Here is a 16,920-nt window from a genome sequence, read left to right as displayed (position 1 = left end):
CCGCAATTCCATGTTTTCCCCTGAGAAGAGAATGAACGACAAGCTCACCCCCAAGACGATCGTCGCCGCGCTCGACGAACACATTATCGGCCAGCGCGATGCCAAGCGTGCGGTTGCCGTCGCGCTCAGGAATCGCTGGCGCCGGCAGCAACTCGACGCCGATCTGCGCGACGAGGTGACGCCCAAGAACATCCTGATGATCGGCCCCACGGGCTGCGGCAAGACCGAGATTTCGCGGCGGTTGGCGAAGCTCGCCGATGCGCCGTTCGTCAAGGTCGAGGCGACCAAATTCACCGAGGTCGGCTATGTCGGCCGCGACGTCGAGCAGATCGCGCGCGATCTGGTCGAGGAAGCGATCCGGCTCGAAAAGGAGCGCCGCCGTGCCGTGGTCAAGGACAAGGCCGAGGAGGCGGCGGTCGGCCGCCTGCTCGACGCGCTGACCGGCAAGGATGCCTCCGCCGCGACGCGCGAGGCGTTTCGCCAGCGTTTTTTCGACGGCCATCTGAACGACAAGGAAATCGAGCTTGAGCTCGACGTGACGCCGCAGATGCCGTTCGAGATGCCCGGCGGCGGCTCGGTCGGGATGATCAACCTGTCGGACATGATGGGCAAGGCGTTCGGTGGTGGCCAGAAGAAGCGCCGCAAGCTCACCGTCGCCGCGGCGTGGGAGAAACTGGTCGAGGAGGAAGCCGATGCGCGGCTTGATCAGGACGAGGTCAGCCGTGTCGCGCTGTCCGACGCCGAAGAGAATGGCATCGTTTTTCTCGACGAGATCGACAAGATCGCGGTCTCGGATGTGCGCGGCGGTTCGGTCAGCCGCGAGGGCGTTCAGCGCGATCTGCTGCCGCTGATCGAGGGCACCACGGTCTCGACCAAATACGGCCCGATGAAGACCGACCATATCCTGTTCATCGCGTCGGGCGCGTTCCATATCGCCAAGCCCAGCGATCTGCTGCCCGAGCTACAGGGGCGGTTGCCGATCCGCGTCGAACTGACGGCGCTGACCGAGGACGATTTCGTCGCGATCCTCTCCGACACCAAGGCATCGCTGCCGCAGCAATATAAGGCGCTGCTCGGCACCGAGGGCGTGGGCGTGGAATTCGCCGAGGATGGGATCAAGGCGATCGCGCGGATCGCGGCCGAGGTAAACGCGCAAGTCGAGAATATCGGCGCCCGCCGGTTGCAGACGGTGCTCGAGAAACTGCTCGAGGACATCAGTTACGAGGCGGAGAATCGCGCCGGCACCACGCTGACGATCGACGGCGCTTATGTCGACCAGCAGCTCGCGAGCATCGCCCGCAACACCGATCTCAGTCGCTTCGTGCTCTAGATCTGGCCCCTTCGTTCTCCCGCTCGCTTGAGCGGGAGCGCGACGGGACCGATCAGTTCCTCACGCGCTTATATTCGGTGAAGCTGTTGAGCCGGCAGAAGGCTGAAGGGATCGAGGTGCCGGGTTCGATCGTGCGGAACATGTCGTTCCGGCACAATTGGCCGCTCTTGATCTCGGTGATCAATGTCTGGCCTTCGCGCAGCGACGGGCAATTGCCGATCACATCGTTGCGCCAGATGCGCCCGCCGGTCTCGCGATAGAGCAAGGTGGTGTTGCCGATGATCTGCGGCCCGCTGACGGTGCGGGGGTTGACGCAGTCGCTCGACTTGCCGGTCGCGGCATAGCCGTCGAGCGCTTGGGCCAGGTCTTTCTGTCCCTCGGCTCGCACCTTCTCGTCATATTGGCCGTTGGCACAGCTCGATAGCGCCGCGGCGGCGGCGATCAGGAGCGGGAATGACATGCGCATCGCGGACCTCATTTCTTGTAGGGCACGAAATCGCCGAGCCCGCACGAGCCGCTGGGCATGCGCGATCCGGGGGAAACCATGGTGATGATCTCGCCGCGGCAAAGCTGCGACGTGGGCGTCTTGGTGACGATGATATCGCCCCGGCTCAGCCCGAAACAGCCGTCGGAAACGTTGTTGCGATATTTCTCGCGCGGCGAATATTCGTAGATGATGGCGCCCGCATATTTACGGACGTTCTGGACGCGGGTCTGGTCGATACAGCTCTTGGGTTCGCCCGGAGTGAGGCCCTTGAGCGTGTCGGCGATCTCGGCTTCGGTCTTGGCTTGGCGATCGGCGTTGGCGGCCTGATCCTGCGCGGTGGTGGCGCAGCCGCCAAGCAGCACCAGGGCGATCAGGGACGTGCGGATCATAAAACCTCCATTTCAGTCCCCCCGGGGGGATGCTGCCTCCCTTGCTATGACGGAGTCAGCCGCGGAAACCATCCTTTGCCGCGCGGCGCGCCTTCAATTCCGCTGCCGAGGTCGCGCGGAGGAAGGGGTTGGTCGCCTTCTCCGCGCCGATCGTCGTCGGCACCGTCGGTTCACCGCGCGCCCGCGCCGCATCGACGTCCGCCATCCGTTCGACGATCGAAACGTTGTCTGGTTCCGCCACCAGCGCGTAGCGGCCGTTCGATTGCGTATATTCATGCGCGCAATAGACGATCGTGTCGTCGGGAAGCGCCTTCAACCGCTGCATATTGGCGAACATCTGATCGGCATCGCCTTCGAACAAGCGCCCGCAACCCATCGCGAACAGGGTGTCGCCGACGAAGACGATGTGGTCGCCCGCGAGGTGGAAGCTGATGTGTCCTGCCGTGTGCGCCGGGGTTTCGATCACGATCGCGACGTGGCGGCCGATGGTGACGGTATCGCCCTCGCGCAGGCCATGATCGAGCGTCGGGATTTTCGCGGCTTCGGCCGCCGGGGCGTAAACCTGTGCGCCGGTCGCGTCCTTGATCGCCTGATTGCCGCCGGTGTGGTCGGGGTGCCAATGCGTGTTCCAGATCGCGTCGATCCGCCAGCCGCGCGCCTGCGCGGCAGCAAGCACCGGCGCGGCCTCGGCAGGATCGACCACGATCGTCTCGGTGCTGGCGGGATCGTGCACCAGCCAAATGTAATTGTCGCTGAGGGCGGGGATGCGGACGATCTCGAGGCCGCTCATCGTCACCAACTCCCGCTGTTGGCCATCGACGCCCAGGGCTCGGCGGGGGCGAGCGGTTCGCCATCCTGAAGCAGTTCGATCGAGATGTTATCGGGGGTTTTGACGAACGCCATATAGCCGTCGCGCGGCGGGCGGTTGATCGTCACGCCGCCTTCCATCAGCCGTTGGCAGGATGCGTAGATATTATCGACGCGATAGGCGAGATGACCGAAATTGCGCCCGCTTGTATAAGTTTCGGGGGCGCTGCCGTCCTCGGCGGGCCAATTGTAGGTCAGCTCGACCTCAGCGTGGGCGCGCTCGCCGGGGCCGGCCATGTCGCCCGGCGCGGCGAGGAAGATCAGCGTGAAGCGGCCCTGCTCGCTCTCCATCCGGCGAACTTCCCTCAGGCCCAGCAGGTCGAAGAAGCGGATCGTCGCGTCGGGATCGGTGACGCGGATCATGGTGTGCAGATAGTTCATCGACGGCAACTCCCGATGTCGTGGCGTCGAACAAGATAGGGCCCCGCGGCGCGGGGCGCCAGCCGTTCAGCGCTGCGGCGTGGGAGTGAATTGCTGGAGCGCCACGCCTGCCGCGCGGCCGGCGGCGGTTTCGGGGCCGATACGCATCGCTTGATCCCATGCGCCCTTCGCGGCCTCCTCGTCGCCGGTGGCGGCGGCGATATTGCCCGCTTCAAGCTGCACAGAGGCGTCGTCGGCGGCACGGCTGAGCGCCTCACCAATGTCGTGCTTGGCGCGCGGCCAATCGTTCATCCGCCGCGCCAGCGTTGCGGAGAGCAGCCAGGCGAGCGGATCGTCGCCCGCATCGGCCAGCGCGGCATCGATATCGGTGCGCGCCGGCGCCAATGCCCCCGCAGCGACCAGCGCGCGGGCGCGGTCGAGATGCGCTTCGCCCAGGTGGAGCCCGCTCAGCGTGCCGCTGGCGAGCGCGGCGTCGAGTGCGTGCTGCGCCTTGACCGCCTCGCCGGCAGCGAGCCAGGCATTGCCCGCCTGCGCCCAATAGCTGCCGACATCGGGATCGCGCGCGGCGTGTGCGTCGCTGGCGGCGCCCTCGAATTCTTCGGCGGCACTCATCCAGTGTTGCTGGTTGGCGAGGGCGACGCCGAGGCATTGTCGCGCCTGCACGCCGCCGCCCACCGCCTTCCAGCGCGTCGCCTCGCTCTCGCCCTCGGCGGGGCGCTGCGTCGCGGCGGCGAGACAGCGGTGATAGCGGTCGCCGGCGGGGGCGGGCGGGCCCGCAACGGCCTGCAAGGCGGCGGCGAAGACGATGGGTATTATCACTCGATGATCACATCCTCGACCGCCCGGAGGATCAACGCAATGTCTCCATCGCGCGACAGGCGGTGTTCGCCGTCCTTTATCATCCACGTCTGGACGTCGGCTGAACGCAGGCGCTTGGCGAGCCTGAGCGCGATCTCGAACGGGACGTCGGCATCGGCCTGGCCGTGGATCAGCCGGACGGGCACGTCGATCGCGATCTCGCCGTGCATCAGCCGGTTGGCCTCGCCCGACGACCAGAAGGCGCGCGTGGTGAGCGTCGGTTGATCCGAATAGACGCTCGGCTGTTCGAGCTTGCCGGTATTGAGGATCGCCATCTTCTCGTCGATCGTGAAGCCCCAGTCGGTGAAATCGGGCGCGGCGGCGATGCCGACCAACCCGGCCACGCGATCGGGCCGGGCAAGCGCGGCGAGCAGCATGATCCACCCGCCCATCGACGAGCCGACCAGCACCACCGGGCCGGTCACCGCGCGATCGATCATCGTCAGCACATCATCGCGCCATCCGGCGAGCGTCTGATCGGCAAACGCGCCCTCGCTGCGGCCGCACCCGGCATAATCGAAGCGCAGATAGGCCTGGCCGCGTGCTTTCGCCCATGCCTCGAGCGCGATCGCCTTGCTGCCCGCCATGTCCGAGGCATAGCCGGGCAGAAAGATCACGGTCGGGCCGGCGCCTTCGGTCAGATGATAGGCGAGGGCGGGGCGGGGGGCGGCATCGGGGACGGCGTCAGACATGGGGCATGTCTAGGGGCACGCGGCAAGCATGGGAAGCGATGGACCGCGCCGCGCCCCGCGCCGAGCGCAGCCACACACCGGCCCATCGACCCTCGGGCCCGATCCGGGTATCCGATTATCCACAACCACCAGCGCCCGAGGCAGGTCGCCTCCGGGACAAGGCGGAGCCCCGGCGCCTATTTCGGCAACGACCCCGCCGCCGCGGCGAATGTTGCGGGCAGGAGGATGGTGCGTGGCGCGACCGCAGCGACGAACAGGCGATGCGCGATACGCGGCATCATTGCTCGCTCTCACTTGGGTTGATGAAAATCTCTTCGATCGTCAGCCCGAACAGATCGGCGATCCTGAAAGCGAGCGGGAGCGAGGGGTCGTAGCGCCCGGTCTCGATCGCGTTGACGCTCTGGCGCGAGACGGCGAGCCGCGCGGCCAGATCCTGCTGGCTCCAGTTTCGTTCGGCGCGCAGCAGCTTGAGGTGGTTGTTCATGCCGCCTTCCCGGCGAACCGCTCTTGCAGCCCGCGCACGCATTGCGCGAGGCCCCAGGCGGCGCACCAGACGATGAAGGCCCAGTAAGCGGGGACGTGCGGCACGACGCCACCTTCCTCGAGAAAGCCCCAGGCGCTTGCGATCGACAGCATGATCGCCAGCCCTACCAGCATCGCGGTAACGGCGCGCTGGCGGACATATTCGTCGGTTTCCTCGATCAGATAGAGCCCCATCACCCCGATCACCGCAATGATCGGCAGCGCGGGCAGGATCGCAAGCGCGACCAGCGCCGCCCCGGTCGGGTGCCACGCGTTGATCGCCCAATTCGCCCCGCCGAGCGCGACGACATACGCCACCATCGTCGGGTAGAAGCGCCGCAGATAGCGTCGGCCGGCTTGCGAATGCTTGTTCATGGAAAGAGCTCCCTTCGACTCGGTAAAGGGAGCTTTACAGTCAAGTAAACTTGATAGTCAAGGAGACTTTACAGTGCGACCCTATTCACCGCGCATCCGGCGCCGATGGTAGCGGGTGCGGCGGACGATACCGAACAGCATCAGCACGATGCCCGCGCCGATCAGGACCGGGGGCAGCCATGCGGGATAATCGGACCAGCCCGAACGGCGCATCCACAGCGTTGCGATGCCGACCAGGGCAAGAAAGATGCCCCAATAACGCTGGGTGCGGGCGACCTGCATCAACTCGCGGCGATAGGCGCGGCGCTGTTCGGGATCACCAAGGTCGGGTGCGGTCATGTCAGTCTTTCCACTCGGTGGCGAGCAGCCCCCAGATCACGCTGTCGCGGATTCCGATATGGGTTTCCCACTCGCCCCGCAACAGCCCCTCGCGCCGAAAACCGAGCCGTTCGAGCAGCGCGTTCGAGGCGGTGTTTTCAGGATCGGTATCGGCGAAGATACGGCGCTTCCCCTCGGCGAAAATCTGCGTGATGACCGCCGATACCGCCTCGCGCGCGATCCCGCTGCCCCAATGCGCGCGTGCCAGGAGATAGCCGATCTCAGAGACGCCGCCCTGCCGCTTTTCGCCCGTCGCGACCCAGCCGATCGCCTGATCGTCGCCCGCCAGCGTGATGGCCCAGCAGCGCCATCCCTCCATATCGGGTCGCGGCCCGAAATAGTCGCGCACCTCCGCGACGGTGTCGAACGGCGGCCGCGACCACCAGGTCATCAGGTCGGGGTCGGACAGCGACGGGAACATCGCTTCGGCATCGTCCACCCGCAGCGCGCGTAGCCGCAGCCGCGCGGTCGCCAGTGGTGGCGTGGCCGCGGTCATAGCACGAGCGCGTCAACCAGCGTGCGCACCTTCTGCTGGCGCCATTGCGGCAGCGGCGCGACCAGCCAATAGCCCACTGTCGAGGGTTGCGGGTCGCCCACCAGCGCGATGCGCCCGGCGGCGATGTCACGGGCGGCGAGCAATTCGGGCACGGTGGCGCGGCCCAGGCCTTGCGCGGCGGCATCGATCGCGAGCCCCGCATCGCCAACCTGTACCGCCGCATTGCTGTCTTCGGTCGCGCAGCCGGGCCAGGCGATCGCGCCATCGGCGCCGCCACCGGTACGCTCGACCGTGACCATGCCGTCCGATTCGATCGCTTCGCCTTCATGTTCGCCGGGCCCGGTGCCCCAGCGGATCGCGAGATCGAGATTGGCCTCGGTGAAATCGACATCGTCGTCGGCGGTGACGAGCACGATGCGCTGGTCGACGTTGGACGCGATCTCGGCGAGGCGCGGCATCAGCCATTTGACGATCACCGCGCGCGGCGCCGCGATCGTCAGCGAGCGCGACGATTGCCCGGCCTGCATCGCACGCACCGCCTCCTCGAACTGAAGGAAGCCATGGCGCAGCGCCTCGAGCCCGGCCGCGGCCTCTGGCGTCAGTTCGAGCCCGCGCGTGGTGCGGCGGAACAGGACGACGCCCAATGTGTCTTCAAGCGCGCGGATTTGCTGACCGACGGCGGCGGGCGTCACCGCGAGTTCGTCGGCGGCGCGGGTGAACGACAGATGACGCGCGGCGGCATCGAGCACGCGCAGCCCGTTCAGCGGAAGATGCGTTCGCTTCATGCCTACCCCTTCATTCCGCCGCCACCGGCGCGATCAGCGCGAAGCGGGGGATCTCGACGTCGAAGCTCGATCCGTCTTCGGCGGTCATATGATATGTGCCCTGCATCTGCCCGGTCGGCGTCGCGAGCGGGCAGCCCGAGACATAATCGAAACTGCCGCCGGGTTCGATCATCGGCTGCTCGCCGATCACGCCTTCGCCCTCGACCGAATGGCGCGCGCCGCGGCCATCGGTGATCACCCAGTGGCGAGTCAGCAACTGGACCGTCTGCTTGCCCTCATTCTCGATACGGATGTGATAGGCCCAGAACCAGCGACCACGATCGGGCTCGGACTGTTCGGGCAGATAGCTCACCGACACGCGGACGATGACGCCGCGGGTCTGGGCCACATTGGGGAACAGCGCCTTCACAATCCGACCTGGCGGAGCGCCTGATCGAGATCGTCGATCAGGTCGCGAACGTCTTCGAGCCCGACATTGAGCCGCAACATACCTTCGCCGACGCCCATATCGCGGCGCACGTCCTCGCTGACGCCGGCGTGCGTGGTCGAGGCGGGGTGTGTCATCAGCGAGCGCGCGTCGCCGATATTGTTCGAGATGTCGATCAGCGCGAGCGCGTCGAGCAGCCCATGCGCCTGCGCGCGGTCCGCGACCTCGAACGCGAAGATCGGCCCGGCGGCGTCCATCTGCCTGGTCGCCAGCGCGTGCTGCGGGTGGCTGGGCAGGCCGGGGTGGAGCACGCGCGGCACGCGGCCTTCGAGGAAGCGGCCGACCTCGAGCGCCGCCTCGCTCTGTCGCCGCGCGCGCAGATCGAGCGTCTCCATGCCCTTGAGCACCACCCAGGCGTTGAACGCGCTCAGAGTCGGCCCGGTGTTGCGCGTGAAGGCGAGCAAGGTGTCCTCGATGAACGATTTGCTGCCGGTGACGGCGCCCGCGAGCACACGGCCCTGACCGTCCATCAGCTTGGTGGCCGAATAGGCGACCACATCGGCGCCGAATTCGAGCGGCCGCTGGAGCGCGGGGGTGGCAAAGGCATTATCGACCACCGACACGATATTGTTGGCGCGCGCGATGGCACACACCGCCGCGATATCGACCACATCCATCGTCGGGTTGGCGGGGGTTTCGAAGAAGAACACCTTGGTATTGGGGCGCAGCGCATCGGCAAAGGCCTGCGGGTCGCGAGCATCGACCGTGGTGGTCTCGATCCCGAAGCGCGGCAGCAGCGTATCGATCAGCCAGCGGCACGATCCGAACGCGGCGCGGCCCGCGACGACATGGTCGCCCTGGCTGAGCTGGCACAGCAACGCGGCGGTCATCGCCGCCATTCCCGATGCCATCGTCCGACACGCCTCGGCGCCTTCGAGCAACGCGATCCGTTCCTCTAGCATCTGCACGGTGGGATTCTGGAGGCGCGAATAGGTCATGCCGTCTTGCGTGCGCGCGAACCGTGCCGCGGCATCGCCCGCGCAATCGTACGAATAACCCGAGGTGAGGAAGATCGCTTCGGACGTTTCGCCCCATTCGGAACGCGCCGTGCCGCCGCGGATCGCCTGGGTTGCGGGGCGCCAATGCTGGGTGATCGCGCGGTTCTGACCGGTGTCTTTCTTCATGACCCTCGCTTTGCAAGCGGCGATACCCGCGCGTCAACGCTCTTTCCTTTTGGCAAGCCCCAAGCCTTCCTGCACCTCGGGCACCGCGCTATGCCGCTGGGCGATGATTGCCGCGCGCCCTCGCCTCCGTCCGATGCTGGTCGCCGCGCTGCTGGGGCTGGTCGCCGAAGCGCTGTTCCTGTTCCGCGTCGCTATGCCGCATATCCTCGTGTTCGACGAGGTTCATTATGTCCCGGCCGCGCGGACGCTGCTGGCGCTGGCGACCCCCGTGAACACCGAACATCCGCTGCTCGGCAAGGCGATCATCGCGGCGGGAATCGCGCTGTTCGGGGACAATAGCCTCGGCTGGCGGTTCTTTTCGACCGTCGCGGGGGCCGTCACCGTCGTCGCGCTGTTCGCGATCACCTGGCAGGTGCTGGGCCGGATGCGCCCGGCGGTGCTCGCCGCGCTGTTCGCGATGCTCAACATCACCTTGTTCGTTCAGGCGCGGATCGCGATGCTCGACGGGTTCATGGCCGCGTTCGTGGTCAGTGGCATCGTGGTGCTGCTGGCGTCGATGCGCGCGGCGGGAGGCCGCGCGTTCGCCGGGGTCACGCTGGGCGGTGCCCTGATCGGGCTGGCGATCGGATGCAAATGGGCGGCGGTGCCGTTCCTTGGCTATGCCGGGGTTGCGATCCTCATTCTGCGCCGGCGCGGGGTGGGCGGGCGCGTGCATTGGGCTGGGGTGGGCACTCTGCCACTGTTGCTCGCGCTCACGCTGGGGGCGGCGGTGGCGTATTTGCTCACTTTCCTGCCGGCCTTTTTCTATGCGCGCGATCCGCTGACGCTGGCGGCGCTCTTGCCGTTCCAGCTCACCATCTACGCCGAGCAGACGCACGTGCTGCCGCCGCATCCCTATCAGTCGGCATGGTGGAGCTGGCCGCTGATGCTGCGGCCGATCTGGTATTTCTACGAACCCGCCGACGGCGCGATGCGCGGCATCCTGATGATCGGCAACCCGGTGATCCTGTGGGGCGGGCTGGTCGCATTGGCGGCGTGCCTGTGGGCGGGGGTGCGCGACCGATCGGCGCCGCTGCTGACGATCGCGGCTCTATGGGTGGGCGCCTATCTGCCGTGGATCGTGATCCCCAAATCCCTGGGTTTCTTTTATTATTATTTCCTGCCCAGCCTGTTTCTGTGCCCCGCGCTCGCGGCCGCGCTCGATCTTCATGCGAGCAAAGGGCGGCAGGCGGGATTCGTGATCCTCGCCGGCGCCCTGTTCGTCTATTTCTACCCGATCATTGCCGCGATGCCGCTTGCCGGGCCCGATGCGTTCCAACGCTGGACGTGGTTCGCGCGCTGGATCTAGGGACGATTCGGTTCTAATCGAACCAGATCGTCCCTAGATTATCTTTTGTTTGCCGTGATTTCCGAGTCGCCAGATGATTCCATCTGGTTCGAAATCACTCTAGCCCAGAATCGGCATCCACATCGGCGCGCCCGCGAGGCTCGACGAGCCGCTGAGCTGATCGAGGGCGGCCGCGACGCTGCGTTCGGGGCCTTCGTGGGTGACGATCGCGACCACCACGCTGCCGTCGGGCATCGCGCCGCGCTGGATCAGGCTCTCGATCGAGACGCCGGCATCGCGCATTGCCGCGGCGATCTCGGCGAGCACGCCCAGCTTGTCGGCAACCGTGAAGCGCAGATAGGCGCGGCTGCGGCGGTCGCCGGTATCGGCCCCGGCTTCAGCCGAAAGCGCATCGGCGGGCATCGCAAAGGCGGGGCCGAATTCGCCGCGCGCGATGTCGATCAGATCGGCGACCACCGCGCTCGCGGTCGGGCCATCGCCCGCGCCTGCACCTTCGAAGAACAGCCGGCCGACGAAATTGCCCTCGGCGACGACGGCGTTGAGCGAGCCCGCGACATGCGCCAGCGGATGATCGAGCGGGACGAGGTGCGGATGGACGCGCTGGAACATCCCGGTGCCGTTCGCCTCGGCGACCCCGACCAGACGGATGCGATAACCGAGCGAGGCGGCCTCGGCGATGTCGGCGGCGATGACGTTGCGGATGCCGGTGATCGCGACCTGATCGAATGCGGGCCGCGTGCCGAAGGCAAGGCTGGCGAGGATCGCGAGCTTGTGCGCGGCGTCGACGCCGTCGATGTCGAAGCTCGGATCGGCCTCGGCATAGCCCAGCGCCTGCGCCTCGGCGAGCACGTCACCGAAATCGCGGCCTTCGCTTTCCATCTTGGTGAGGATGAAATTGCAGGTGCCGTTGAGCACGCCGTAGACGCGTGCGATCTCGTTCGCGGCGGCGCCTTCGCGCAAGCCCTTGATCACCGGGATACCGCCCGCGACCGCGGCCTCGAACTTGAGCGCGGCGTTGGTGGTTTCGGCGGCACGCGCGAGTTCGAGCCCGTGATGCGCGATCATCGCCTTGTTGGCGGTGACGAAATGGCGACCCGCTTTGAGCGTTTCGCGGGCGAGCGTGAGCGCAGGGCCGTCCGACCCGCCGATCAGTTCGACGACCACGTCGGCGCCGACGTGTCGCGCCAGCGCGCCGGTATCATCGACCCATTCGAAACGGGTGATATCGACGCCGCGATCCTTGGCGCGGTCGCGCGCGGAGACCGCGACGATCTCGATTGGACGACCAGCGCGGCGCGCGATCAGCGCGCCATTGGCGTCGAGCAGCTTGATCACGCCGGCGCCCACCGTGCCGAGGCCGGCGATCGCAACGCGCAAGGGGTCGGTCATGCAAGTCCCTTTTTCATCTGTCGTGGAGAACTCGTTTCAGCATTGGCCGTACGGCCCGCGCCACAGGGCCGCTCTAGCGGCACTTTGGGCTTCGAAACAAGGTCAGCGTGGCAGACGAATTTGGCGGCGCCGGCTTATTTTGTCACCAGCCCGATTTCGACCAGCCGTTCGTGCAGGTAATCGTGCGCGGTGATCGGCGCGGGATATTGATCGGGACGGTCGGCGGTGATGCAGCCCGGCAGTGTCCTAATCAGGAAATCGGGTGCGGGATGGAGGAAGAAGGGCATCGAGTAGCGCGAATGGCCGCGCCGTTCGGGCGGCGGGTTGACGACGCGGTGCGTGGTCGAGGGCAGAACATGGTTGGTCAGCCGCTGCAACATATCGCCGACGTTTACCACCATTGCGCCTTCGGGCGGCCGGATCGCCAGCCAGCGGCCGTCCTTGTCGAGCAGTTCGAGTCCGGCTTCCTCGGCGCCGAGCAGCAGCGTGATGAGGTTGATGTCTTCATGCGCGCCCGCACGCACGCCCTCGGCATCGGCGGGGATCGGCGGATAATGGAGCAGGCGCAGCACCGAATTGCCGTCGTGGACCGCGTGATCGAACCAGTCGGGGGCGAGCCCGAGGTGGCGCGCGATGGCCGAGAGAAGTCTGTCGCCTGCGGTGTCGAACGCGGCGAACAGGTCGATGAAAGTGTCGCGGAAGCCCTCGGGCTGGTCGGGCCAGACATTGGGCGCCATCGCATGGGCATATTTGTGGCCCGCGGCCAGATCGCGGCCGACGTGCCAGAATTCCTTGAGGTCGACCGCCGTCGCGCCCTTGGCGATCTCGGTCTTGAACGGCGTGTAGCCGCGCGCGCCGCCGCCGCCGGGAATGTGATAGCCGCGCTTTTCTTCGTCGGGACGATCGAACAATGCTTCGGTGAGCGCCCAGGCGCGCGAGATCAATTGTGGATCGATGCCGTGATCGGCGACGATCGCGAAGCCGAATCGCTCGAACGAGCCGCCGAATGCCGTCGCGAAACCGTCGGGATCGCGTGCCTGATCGGCGAGACTGAGCGTTGGAACCTGAGCGGCGGGCGTATCCAGCATAACGATCGAACCCATGTGCATTCGGTGAAGCCGTGGAAACGATCAATATAGAACTCTGATGCCGCCCCGAACAACCGGTTAGCCGCTGACGACGATCTTGCCGGTCGCATGGTCGCTCGCCGCCGGGGCGAGCGTGAGCCGGAAGGGTTTGCCCTCGTCGGTGGTGCCGACCAGGTTGTCGCCTGTCGCAGTCAACGCGAAGCCCGCGGCCTCGAGTCTCTGCTTGAACCAGTCGCGGACCGTTGCGGGCGCGGCCGGGCTGTCGAAATCGACCGTCACCACGCCGCCGTTCCCGTTTTTGGCATCGACCGCGATGTTGGCGATCTGCGATCCGGGATAGAGCGGCACCCCGTTCAGGTCGAAATCCTTCGCATCCAGGTGCATTTTGGGCAGCTTGAGTTCGCCCGAAAACCCCGGCAGCGCGACCGATACCTTGCCCGACACGCCATCGGCGCGTGCGGTGACATTGCCGCCGCCGTCACCATCGGTGCCATTGATCGAGATCGTTGTGCCCGGCCCGTCGTTCGAGCCGCACGCCGCCAGCGGCGCGACGGCGGTGAGGAGGATCAGCGAGCGCCACATGCGATGGCTCCTTCGTGTGTTGCTTGAGCAATACACTAGGGTCATCCGCGGCACGCGTCAAGACGGGGTGACGCGGCATCGGCTTTCGGGCATGACGCAGCGCAGCATGAGCACCCAGCCCGCCAGGATCACGCCCAACGCGCCACCGCTCGGCTTTCGCGAGTTCGTGGCGCTCGTGGCGGCGCTGATGGCGCTGACCGCGCTCGGGATCGATTCGATGCTGCCCGCGCTGCCGGCGATCGGCGAGGCGTTGGGGGTCAAGACCGCGAACGAGCGCCAACTCGTCATCACCGCTTTCCTGATCGGCTTCGGTGTCGCGCAATTGGCACATGGACCACTCGCCGATCGTTTCGGGCGCAGGCCCGTGCTCGGGGCGGCGTTGGCAGCCTATGTGATTGCCAATTTCGTCGCGGCGTTTTCGGCAAGCTTCGAACTGCTTCTGATCGCGCGCTTTATCGGCGGCACCGCGATCGCGGCGTCGCGCGTGGTGACGGTGGCGCTGGTGCGCGATTGCTATTCGGGTCGCGCGATGGCGCGCGTGATGAGCCTTGCCTTCATCGTTTTCATGGCCGCGCCGGTGCTTGCGCCGACGGTGGGGCAGGCGATCCTGCTGTTCGGATCGTGGCGGCTGATCTTTGCCATGATCGGTGTGATCTCGGCGGGGGTGATGCTGTGGTTCTGGTGGCGGATGCCCGAGACGCTGCATCCGATCGATCGGATGCCACTCTCGCTCCGGCGCCTGGTCGGCGGCTGGCGGATGACCGTTACCGAGCGCTGGTCATTGGGCTATACGCTGGCCTCGACCGCCTTGCTTGGTGCGCTGTACGGCTTCATCAATTCGGTGCAGCAGATCATCTTCGACGTGTTCGAGGCGCCGGGGCTGCTGGTGGCGGTGTTTGCAGCCGTCGCTTCGACGATGGCGATCGCGAACTTCCTCAATTCACGGATCGTGATGGCGGTGGGCACGCGGCGGATCTCGCATTCGGCGCTGGTTGGGCTCATCCTGTGTTCGGGGCTGCACCTCGTCGTTACGCTGGCGGGGTGGGAGACGCTCGTCACTTTTGCTGTCATCCAGGCGCTGACGATGGGGTGCTTCGGGCTCGCCACGTCAAATTTCTCGGCGATGGCGATGGAGAATATGGGCGCGATCGCGGGTACCGCTTCGAGCGTGCAGGGCTTCGTCACGGTCACGTTCGGGGCGCTGATCGGCGCCGTGATCGGCCAGGCGTTCGACGGCACGACGATCCCGCTCTCGCTCGGCTTCTTTATCGCCGGGCTGGTGTCGCTGGCGATCGTTGCCGTGGTCGAGCGCGGCCGCCTGTTTAAACCCGCCTGACCGTCATTTCACCGCAGGTTACGGGAACCGTCATCCCTCCTTTGCCGTTCGCGAGAGACTTGGCAGGCACATGCGCGGCGCGTGGAGACGGACGATGGGCGGTTTTCAGATTTCCGGGCACGGCCCGGGCGACGATGGTTACGATGAGGACGGCTATGACGAGAGCCAGCGCGCTGAAATCCTCGAGACCACACGCACTGGCCCGAGCGACGGCACCGTCCTGATCGATCTCGATCCCGATCTCGGCGATGACGACGATGTCGACAAGCAGGACGACCTGCTGATGGAAGATGACGAACGCGGCGAGGAGAGCGATGATTATCGTATCGCCGATCTCGACGACGACGACGACGACGACGATGACGATGACGATGACGATGACGATGACGATGACGATGACGATGACGATGACGACGACGATGATGATGATGACGATGACGACGACGATGTGGACGAACCTTGAGCCGGCCGGATCGGGTCGTTAGATTTACGGTGCCCGGCTCTGGGGCGTCTTCTCATTATCGTGGATCGGGATACGGATCGTGCATCGCAGTTTGAGCGTCGTGGTTCTGTCGCTGGCGTTGGCCGCGTGTGGGGAAAACGAGCCAACCACGATCGGCAACGGCGCGCGTGAAGCACTCAATGCGATCGATATCAATGCGGCAGCGACCGAGGCGCAGGGCGATATCGACACTTATGCCGCCAACGCGCTTGAGAATCAGCCAATGCCCGCGCCGCGGATGCGGCCGCTGCCCGCGCCAAGTCCGCTTGCCACTCCGCCGGCACCGGGCGAACCCGGCGGCCTGCCCGACGATCGCACGCCGGTTGCCGAAGCGCCCTTCACGCCTGAAAGCGCGCAAGGCGCAGCGAGTGTCGTTCAGACCTATTACGCCTTGCTCGAACAAAGGAAGTATCGCGCGGCGTGGCAGCTCTGGAGCGACGGCGGCAAGGCCTCGGGGATGAGCGCCGACGCGTTTGCGGCGGGCTTTGGCCAATATCACGCCTATCACGCCAATATCGGTGCGCCGGGCCGCGTCGATGCGGGGGCCGGGCAGCGTTATGTCGAGGTGCCTGTGCAGATTTATGGCACGCTCAAGGATGGCGAGCGGCCTTTCAATATGCGCGGCTCGATCACACTCCACCGCACCGCTGAAATTCCGGGCGCGAGCGCCGAGGATAAGAGCTGGCACATCGTCAAGGCGGTGATCGACCCCCAATCCTGACGGCTTTGTTTGCGCTGCGGCATGATTTGTTCATCGCAGCGAAAGAAAGCGTGTCTTGGACGCAACAGTCGACGAAATCTGTGTATTTTCTGTCACTGCAATGCAACAATTCGGGGCGTGGCCTGTTAGGATGACCGTGGCCGACCCGCGACCCTCTCGGGCGCCGGCTGATGTAACGGGTACAACAAGAGGAATTTCCCCATGCGTAAGATTTTCTGGACGGCTGCTGCGGCGGCCGTGTTCGTCGCCGTTCCGGCGATGGCGCAGGATGGCGATGCGGTCGAATCGTCGGGCAACACGCGCGCCATCCAGCCCTATGTCGGCATCCTGGGCGGCTATGAGCGCTTCGACAACGAAGCCACCCATTCGGGTATCCCGATGCCTGCGAGCGGCAGCTACAAGGGCGGTCTCGTCGAGGGCGTCGTGGGTGTGAACGTGCCCGTCGGCCCGCTGTTCGTCGGCGCCGAAGGCAGCGTTGCCAAGGGTTTCACCGGCGATATCGATTGGGAATATGGCGCCGCGGGCCGCTTCGGCGTCCGTTCGGGGGATAGCGGGCTGTTCTACGGCAAGGTCGGCTATCGCTGGGTCAATTTCGACGCGCTCGGCAAGAACAGCGGCGATTACGGCGAGATGGTCTACGGCGTCGGCACCGAGTTCGCGCCTGCCGCGATGAGCGGTGGCAAGAGCAACGTCCGCGTTCGGCTCGAGGTCGACACCTATGGCAATGCGCACAGCTTCCGCCCGATGGCGGGGTTGATCGCGGCGTTCTGATCGCGACATTGC

General features: G+C 66.0%; 22 protein-coding genes. 6 read left to right on the top strand and 16 right to left on the bottom strand.

All coding sequences use genetic code 11. The features are described 5' to 3' along the window. The first annotated feature begins 31 nt into the window (after positions 1 to 31). Positions 32 to 1,330 carry an ATP-dependent protease ATPase subunit HslU gene (gene hslU / locus NFE57_RS00865; protein WP_252133667.1) on the top strand — a complete coding sequence of 433 codons (1,299 nt, stop codon included), beginning with the start codon at positions 32 to 34 and terminating at the stop codon, positions 1,328 to 1,330. A gap of 52 nt (positions 1,331 to 1,382) precedes the next feature. Here the strand turns inward: hslU and NFE57_RS00860 are convergent, their stop codons facing one another. From NFE57_RS00860 to NFE57_RS00800, 13 genes are all read right to left on the bottom strand, one after another. Then, a complete protein-coding gene (locus NFE57_RS00860; RefSeq protein ID WP_252133666.1) occupies positions 1,383 to 1,796 on the bottom strand; it encodes a hypothetical protein in 414 nt (137 codons plus the stop codon). An 8-nt stretch (positions 1,797 to 1,804) separates the two neighbouring features. Beyond that, entirely contained in the window at positions 1,805 to 2,206 is a 402-nt protein-coding gene (locus NFE57_RS00855) for a hypothetical protein (protein ID WP_252133665.1), read from the bottom strand. Between the two features lie 55 nt (positions 2,207 to 2,261). After that, complete coding sequence (gloB, locus tag NFE57_RS00850) at positions 2,262 to 2,996, bottom strand: hydroxyacylglutathione hydrolase (protein ID WP_252133664.1); 735 nt, start codon at positions 2,994 to 2,996, stop codon at positions 2,262 to 2,264. A gap of 2 nt (positions 2,997 to 2,998) precedes the next feature. Then, complete coding sequence (locus NFE57_RS00845) at positions 2,999 to 3,454, bottom strand: VOC family protein (protein WP_252133663.1); 456 nt, start codon at positions 3,452 to 3,454, stop codon at positions 2,999 to 3,001. A 66-nt stretch (positions 3,455 to 3,520) separates the two neighbouring features. Next, complete coding sequence (locus NFE57_RS00840) at positions 3,521 to 4,273, bottom strand: tetratricopeptide repeat protein (RefSeq protein WP_353653855.1); 753 nt, start codon at positions 4,271 to 4,273, stop codon at positions 3,521 to 3,523. Next, positions 4,270 to 5,004 (bottom strand): alpha/beta fold hydrolase, encoded by a 735-nt coding sequence (locus tag NFE57_RS00835; RefSeq protein WP_252133662.1) that lies wholly within the window; start codon positions 5,002 to 5,004, stop codon positions 4,270 to 4,272. The genes NFE57_RS00840 and NFE57_RS00835 overlap by 4 nt, the downstream gene beginning before the upstream one ends. Positions 5,005 to 5,281: 277 nt before the next feature. Next, complete coding sequence (locus NFE57_RS00830; RefSeq protein WP_252133661.1) at positions 5,282 to 5,488, bottom strand: helix-turn-helix transcriptional regulator; 207 nt, start codon at positions 5,486 to 5,488, stop codon at positions 5,282 to 5,284. Next, positions 5,485 to 5,901 (bottom strand): hypothetical protein, encoded by a 417-nt coding sequence (locus NFE57_RS00825; protein ID WP_252133660.1) that lies wholly within the window; start codon positions 5,899 to 5,901, stop codon positions 5,485 to 5,487. The genes NFE57_RS00830 and NFE57_RS00825 overlap by 4 nt, the downstream gene beginning before the upstream one ends. Positions 5,902 to 5,982: 81 nt before the next feature. Next, positions 5,983 to 6,240, bottom strand: coding sequence for a hypothetical protein (locus NFE57_RS00820; RefSeq protein ID WP_252133659.1), 258 nt, complete (start codon positions 6,238 to 6,240; stop codon positions 5,983 to 5,985). A 1-nt stretch (position 6,241) separates the two neighbouring features. Next, positions 6,242 to 6,775 (bottom strand): GNAT family N-acetyltransferase, encoded by a 534-nt coding sequence (locus NFE57_RS00815; protein ID WP_252133658.1) that lies wholly within the window; start codon positions 6,773 to 6,775, stop codon positions 6,242 to 6,244. Beyond that, complete coding sequence (locus NFE57_RS00810) at positions 6,772 to 7,560, bottom strand: LysR family transcriptional regulator (protein WP_252133657.1); 789 nt, start codon at positions 7,558 to 7,560, stop codon at positions 6,772 to 6,774. The genes NFE57_RS00815 and NFE57_RS00810 overlap by 4 nt, the downstream gene beginning before the upstream one ends. A 10-nt stretch (positions 7,561 to 7,570) precedes the next feature. Continuing rightward, a complete protein-coding gene (gene apaG, locus NFE57_RS00805; protein WP_252133656.1) occupies positions 7,571 to 7,969 on the bottom strand; it encodes a Co2+/Mg2+ efflux facilitator ApaG/CorD in 399 nt (132 codons plus the stop codon). Further along, entirely contained in the window at positions 7,966 to 9,171 is a 1,206-nt protein-coding gene (locus tag NFE57_RS00800) for a trans-sulfuration enzyme family protein (protein WP_252133655.1), read from the bottom strand. The genes apaG and NFE57_RS00800 overlap by 4 nt, the downstream gene beginning before the upstream one ends. Positions 9,172 to 9,220: 49 nt before the next feature. Between NFE57_RS00800 and NFE57_RS00795 the strand changes: the two genes are divergently transcribed. Next, positions 9,221 to 10,519, top strand: a complete 1,299-nt coding sequence (locus tag NFE57_RS00795) for a glycosyltransferase family 39 protein (RefSeq protein WP_252133654.1) — start codon at positions 9,221 to 9,223, stop codon at positions 10,517 to 10,519. 99 nt (positions 10,520 to 10,618) lie between these two features. Here NFE57_RS00795 and NFE57_RS00790 read toward each other — a convergent pair whose 3' ends face one another. From NFE57_RS00790 to NFE57_RS00780, 3 genes are all read right to left on the bottom strand, one after another. Further along, complete coding sequence (locus NFE57_RS00790; RefSeq protein ID WP_252133653.1) at positions 10,619 to 11,908, bottom strand: homoserine dehydrogenase; 1,290 nt, start codon at positions 11,906 to 11,908, stop codon at positions 10,619 to 10,621. A 134-nt stretch (positions 11,909 to 12,042) separates the two neighbouring features. After that, on the bottom strand, positions 12,043 to 12,996 hold the full coding sequence (locus NFE57_RS00785; RefSeq protein ID WP_252133897.1) for an isopenicillin N synthase family dioxygenase: 954 nt from the start codon (positions 12,994 to 12,996) through the stop codon (positions 12,043 to 12,045). Between the two features lie 78 nt (positions 12,997 to 13,074). Then, positions 13,075 to 13,578 carry a hypothetical protein gene (locus NFE57_RS00780; RefSeq protein WP_252133652.1) on the bottom strand — a complete coding sequence of 168 codons (504 nt, stop codon included), beginning with the start codon at positions 13,576 to 13,578 and terminating at the stop codon, positions 13,075 to 13,077. 91 nt (positions 13,579 to 13,669) lie between these two features. On the opposite strand from NFE57_RS00780, the gene NFE57_RS00775 reads away from it, so the two are divergent. The 4 genes from NFE57_RS00775 to NFE57_RS00760 all read left to right on the top strand — a co-directional run bounded on the left by NFE57_RS00775 (position 13,670) and on the right by NFE57_RS00760 (position 16,908). Beyond that, the gene (locus NFE57_RS00775) at positions 13,670 to 14,914 is read left to right on the top strand and encodes a multidrug effflux MFS transporter (RefSeq protein ID WP_252133651.1); all 1,245 of its coding nucleotides are present in this window, start codon (positions 13,670 to 13,672) and stop codon (positions 14,912 to 14,914) included. A gap of 94 nt (positions 14,915 to 15,008) precedes the next feature. Continuing rightward, complete coding sequence (locus tag NFE57_RS00770) at positions 15,009 to 15,377, top strand: DNA primase (protein ID WP_252133650.1); 369 nt, start codon at positions 15,009 to 15,011, stop codon at positions 15,375 to 15,377. Positions 15,378 to 15,456: 79 nt separating this feature from the next. Continuing rightward, a complete protein-coding gene (locus tag NFE57_RS00765; protein WP_252133649.1) occupies positions 15,457 to 16,137 on the top strand; it encodes a hypothetical protein in 681 nt (226 codons plus the stop codon). A 201-nt stretch (positions 16,138 to 16,338) separates the two neighbouring features. Then, a complete protein-coding gene (locus tag NFE57_RS00760) occupies positions 16,339 to 16,908 on the top strand; it encodes an opacity protein (RefSeq protein WP_252133648.1) in 570 nt (189 codons plus the stop codon). Positions 16,909 to 16,920: the final 12 nt, after the last annotated feature.

The sequence above is a fragment of the Hephaestia sp. MAHUQ-44 genome (assembly GCF_023806085.1).
Lineage (GTDB): Bacteria > Pseudomonadota > Alphaproteobacteria > Sphingomonadales > Sphingomonadaceae > Sphingomonas.
The sequence above is the reverse complement of the archived record's forward strand: the minus strand, read 5'-3'. Positions and strand labels throughout refer to the sequence as shown.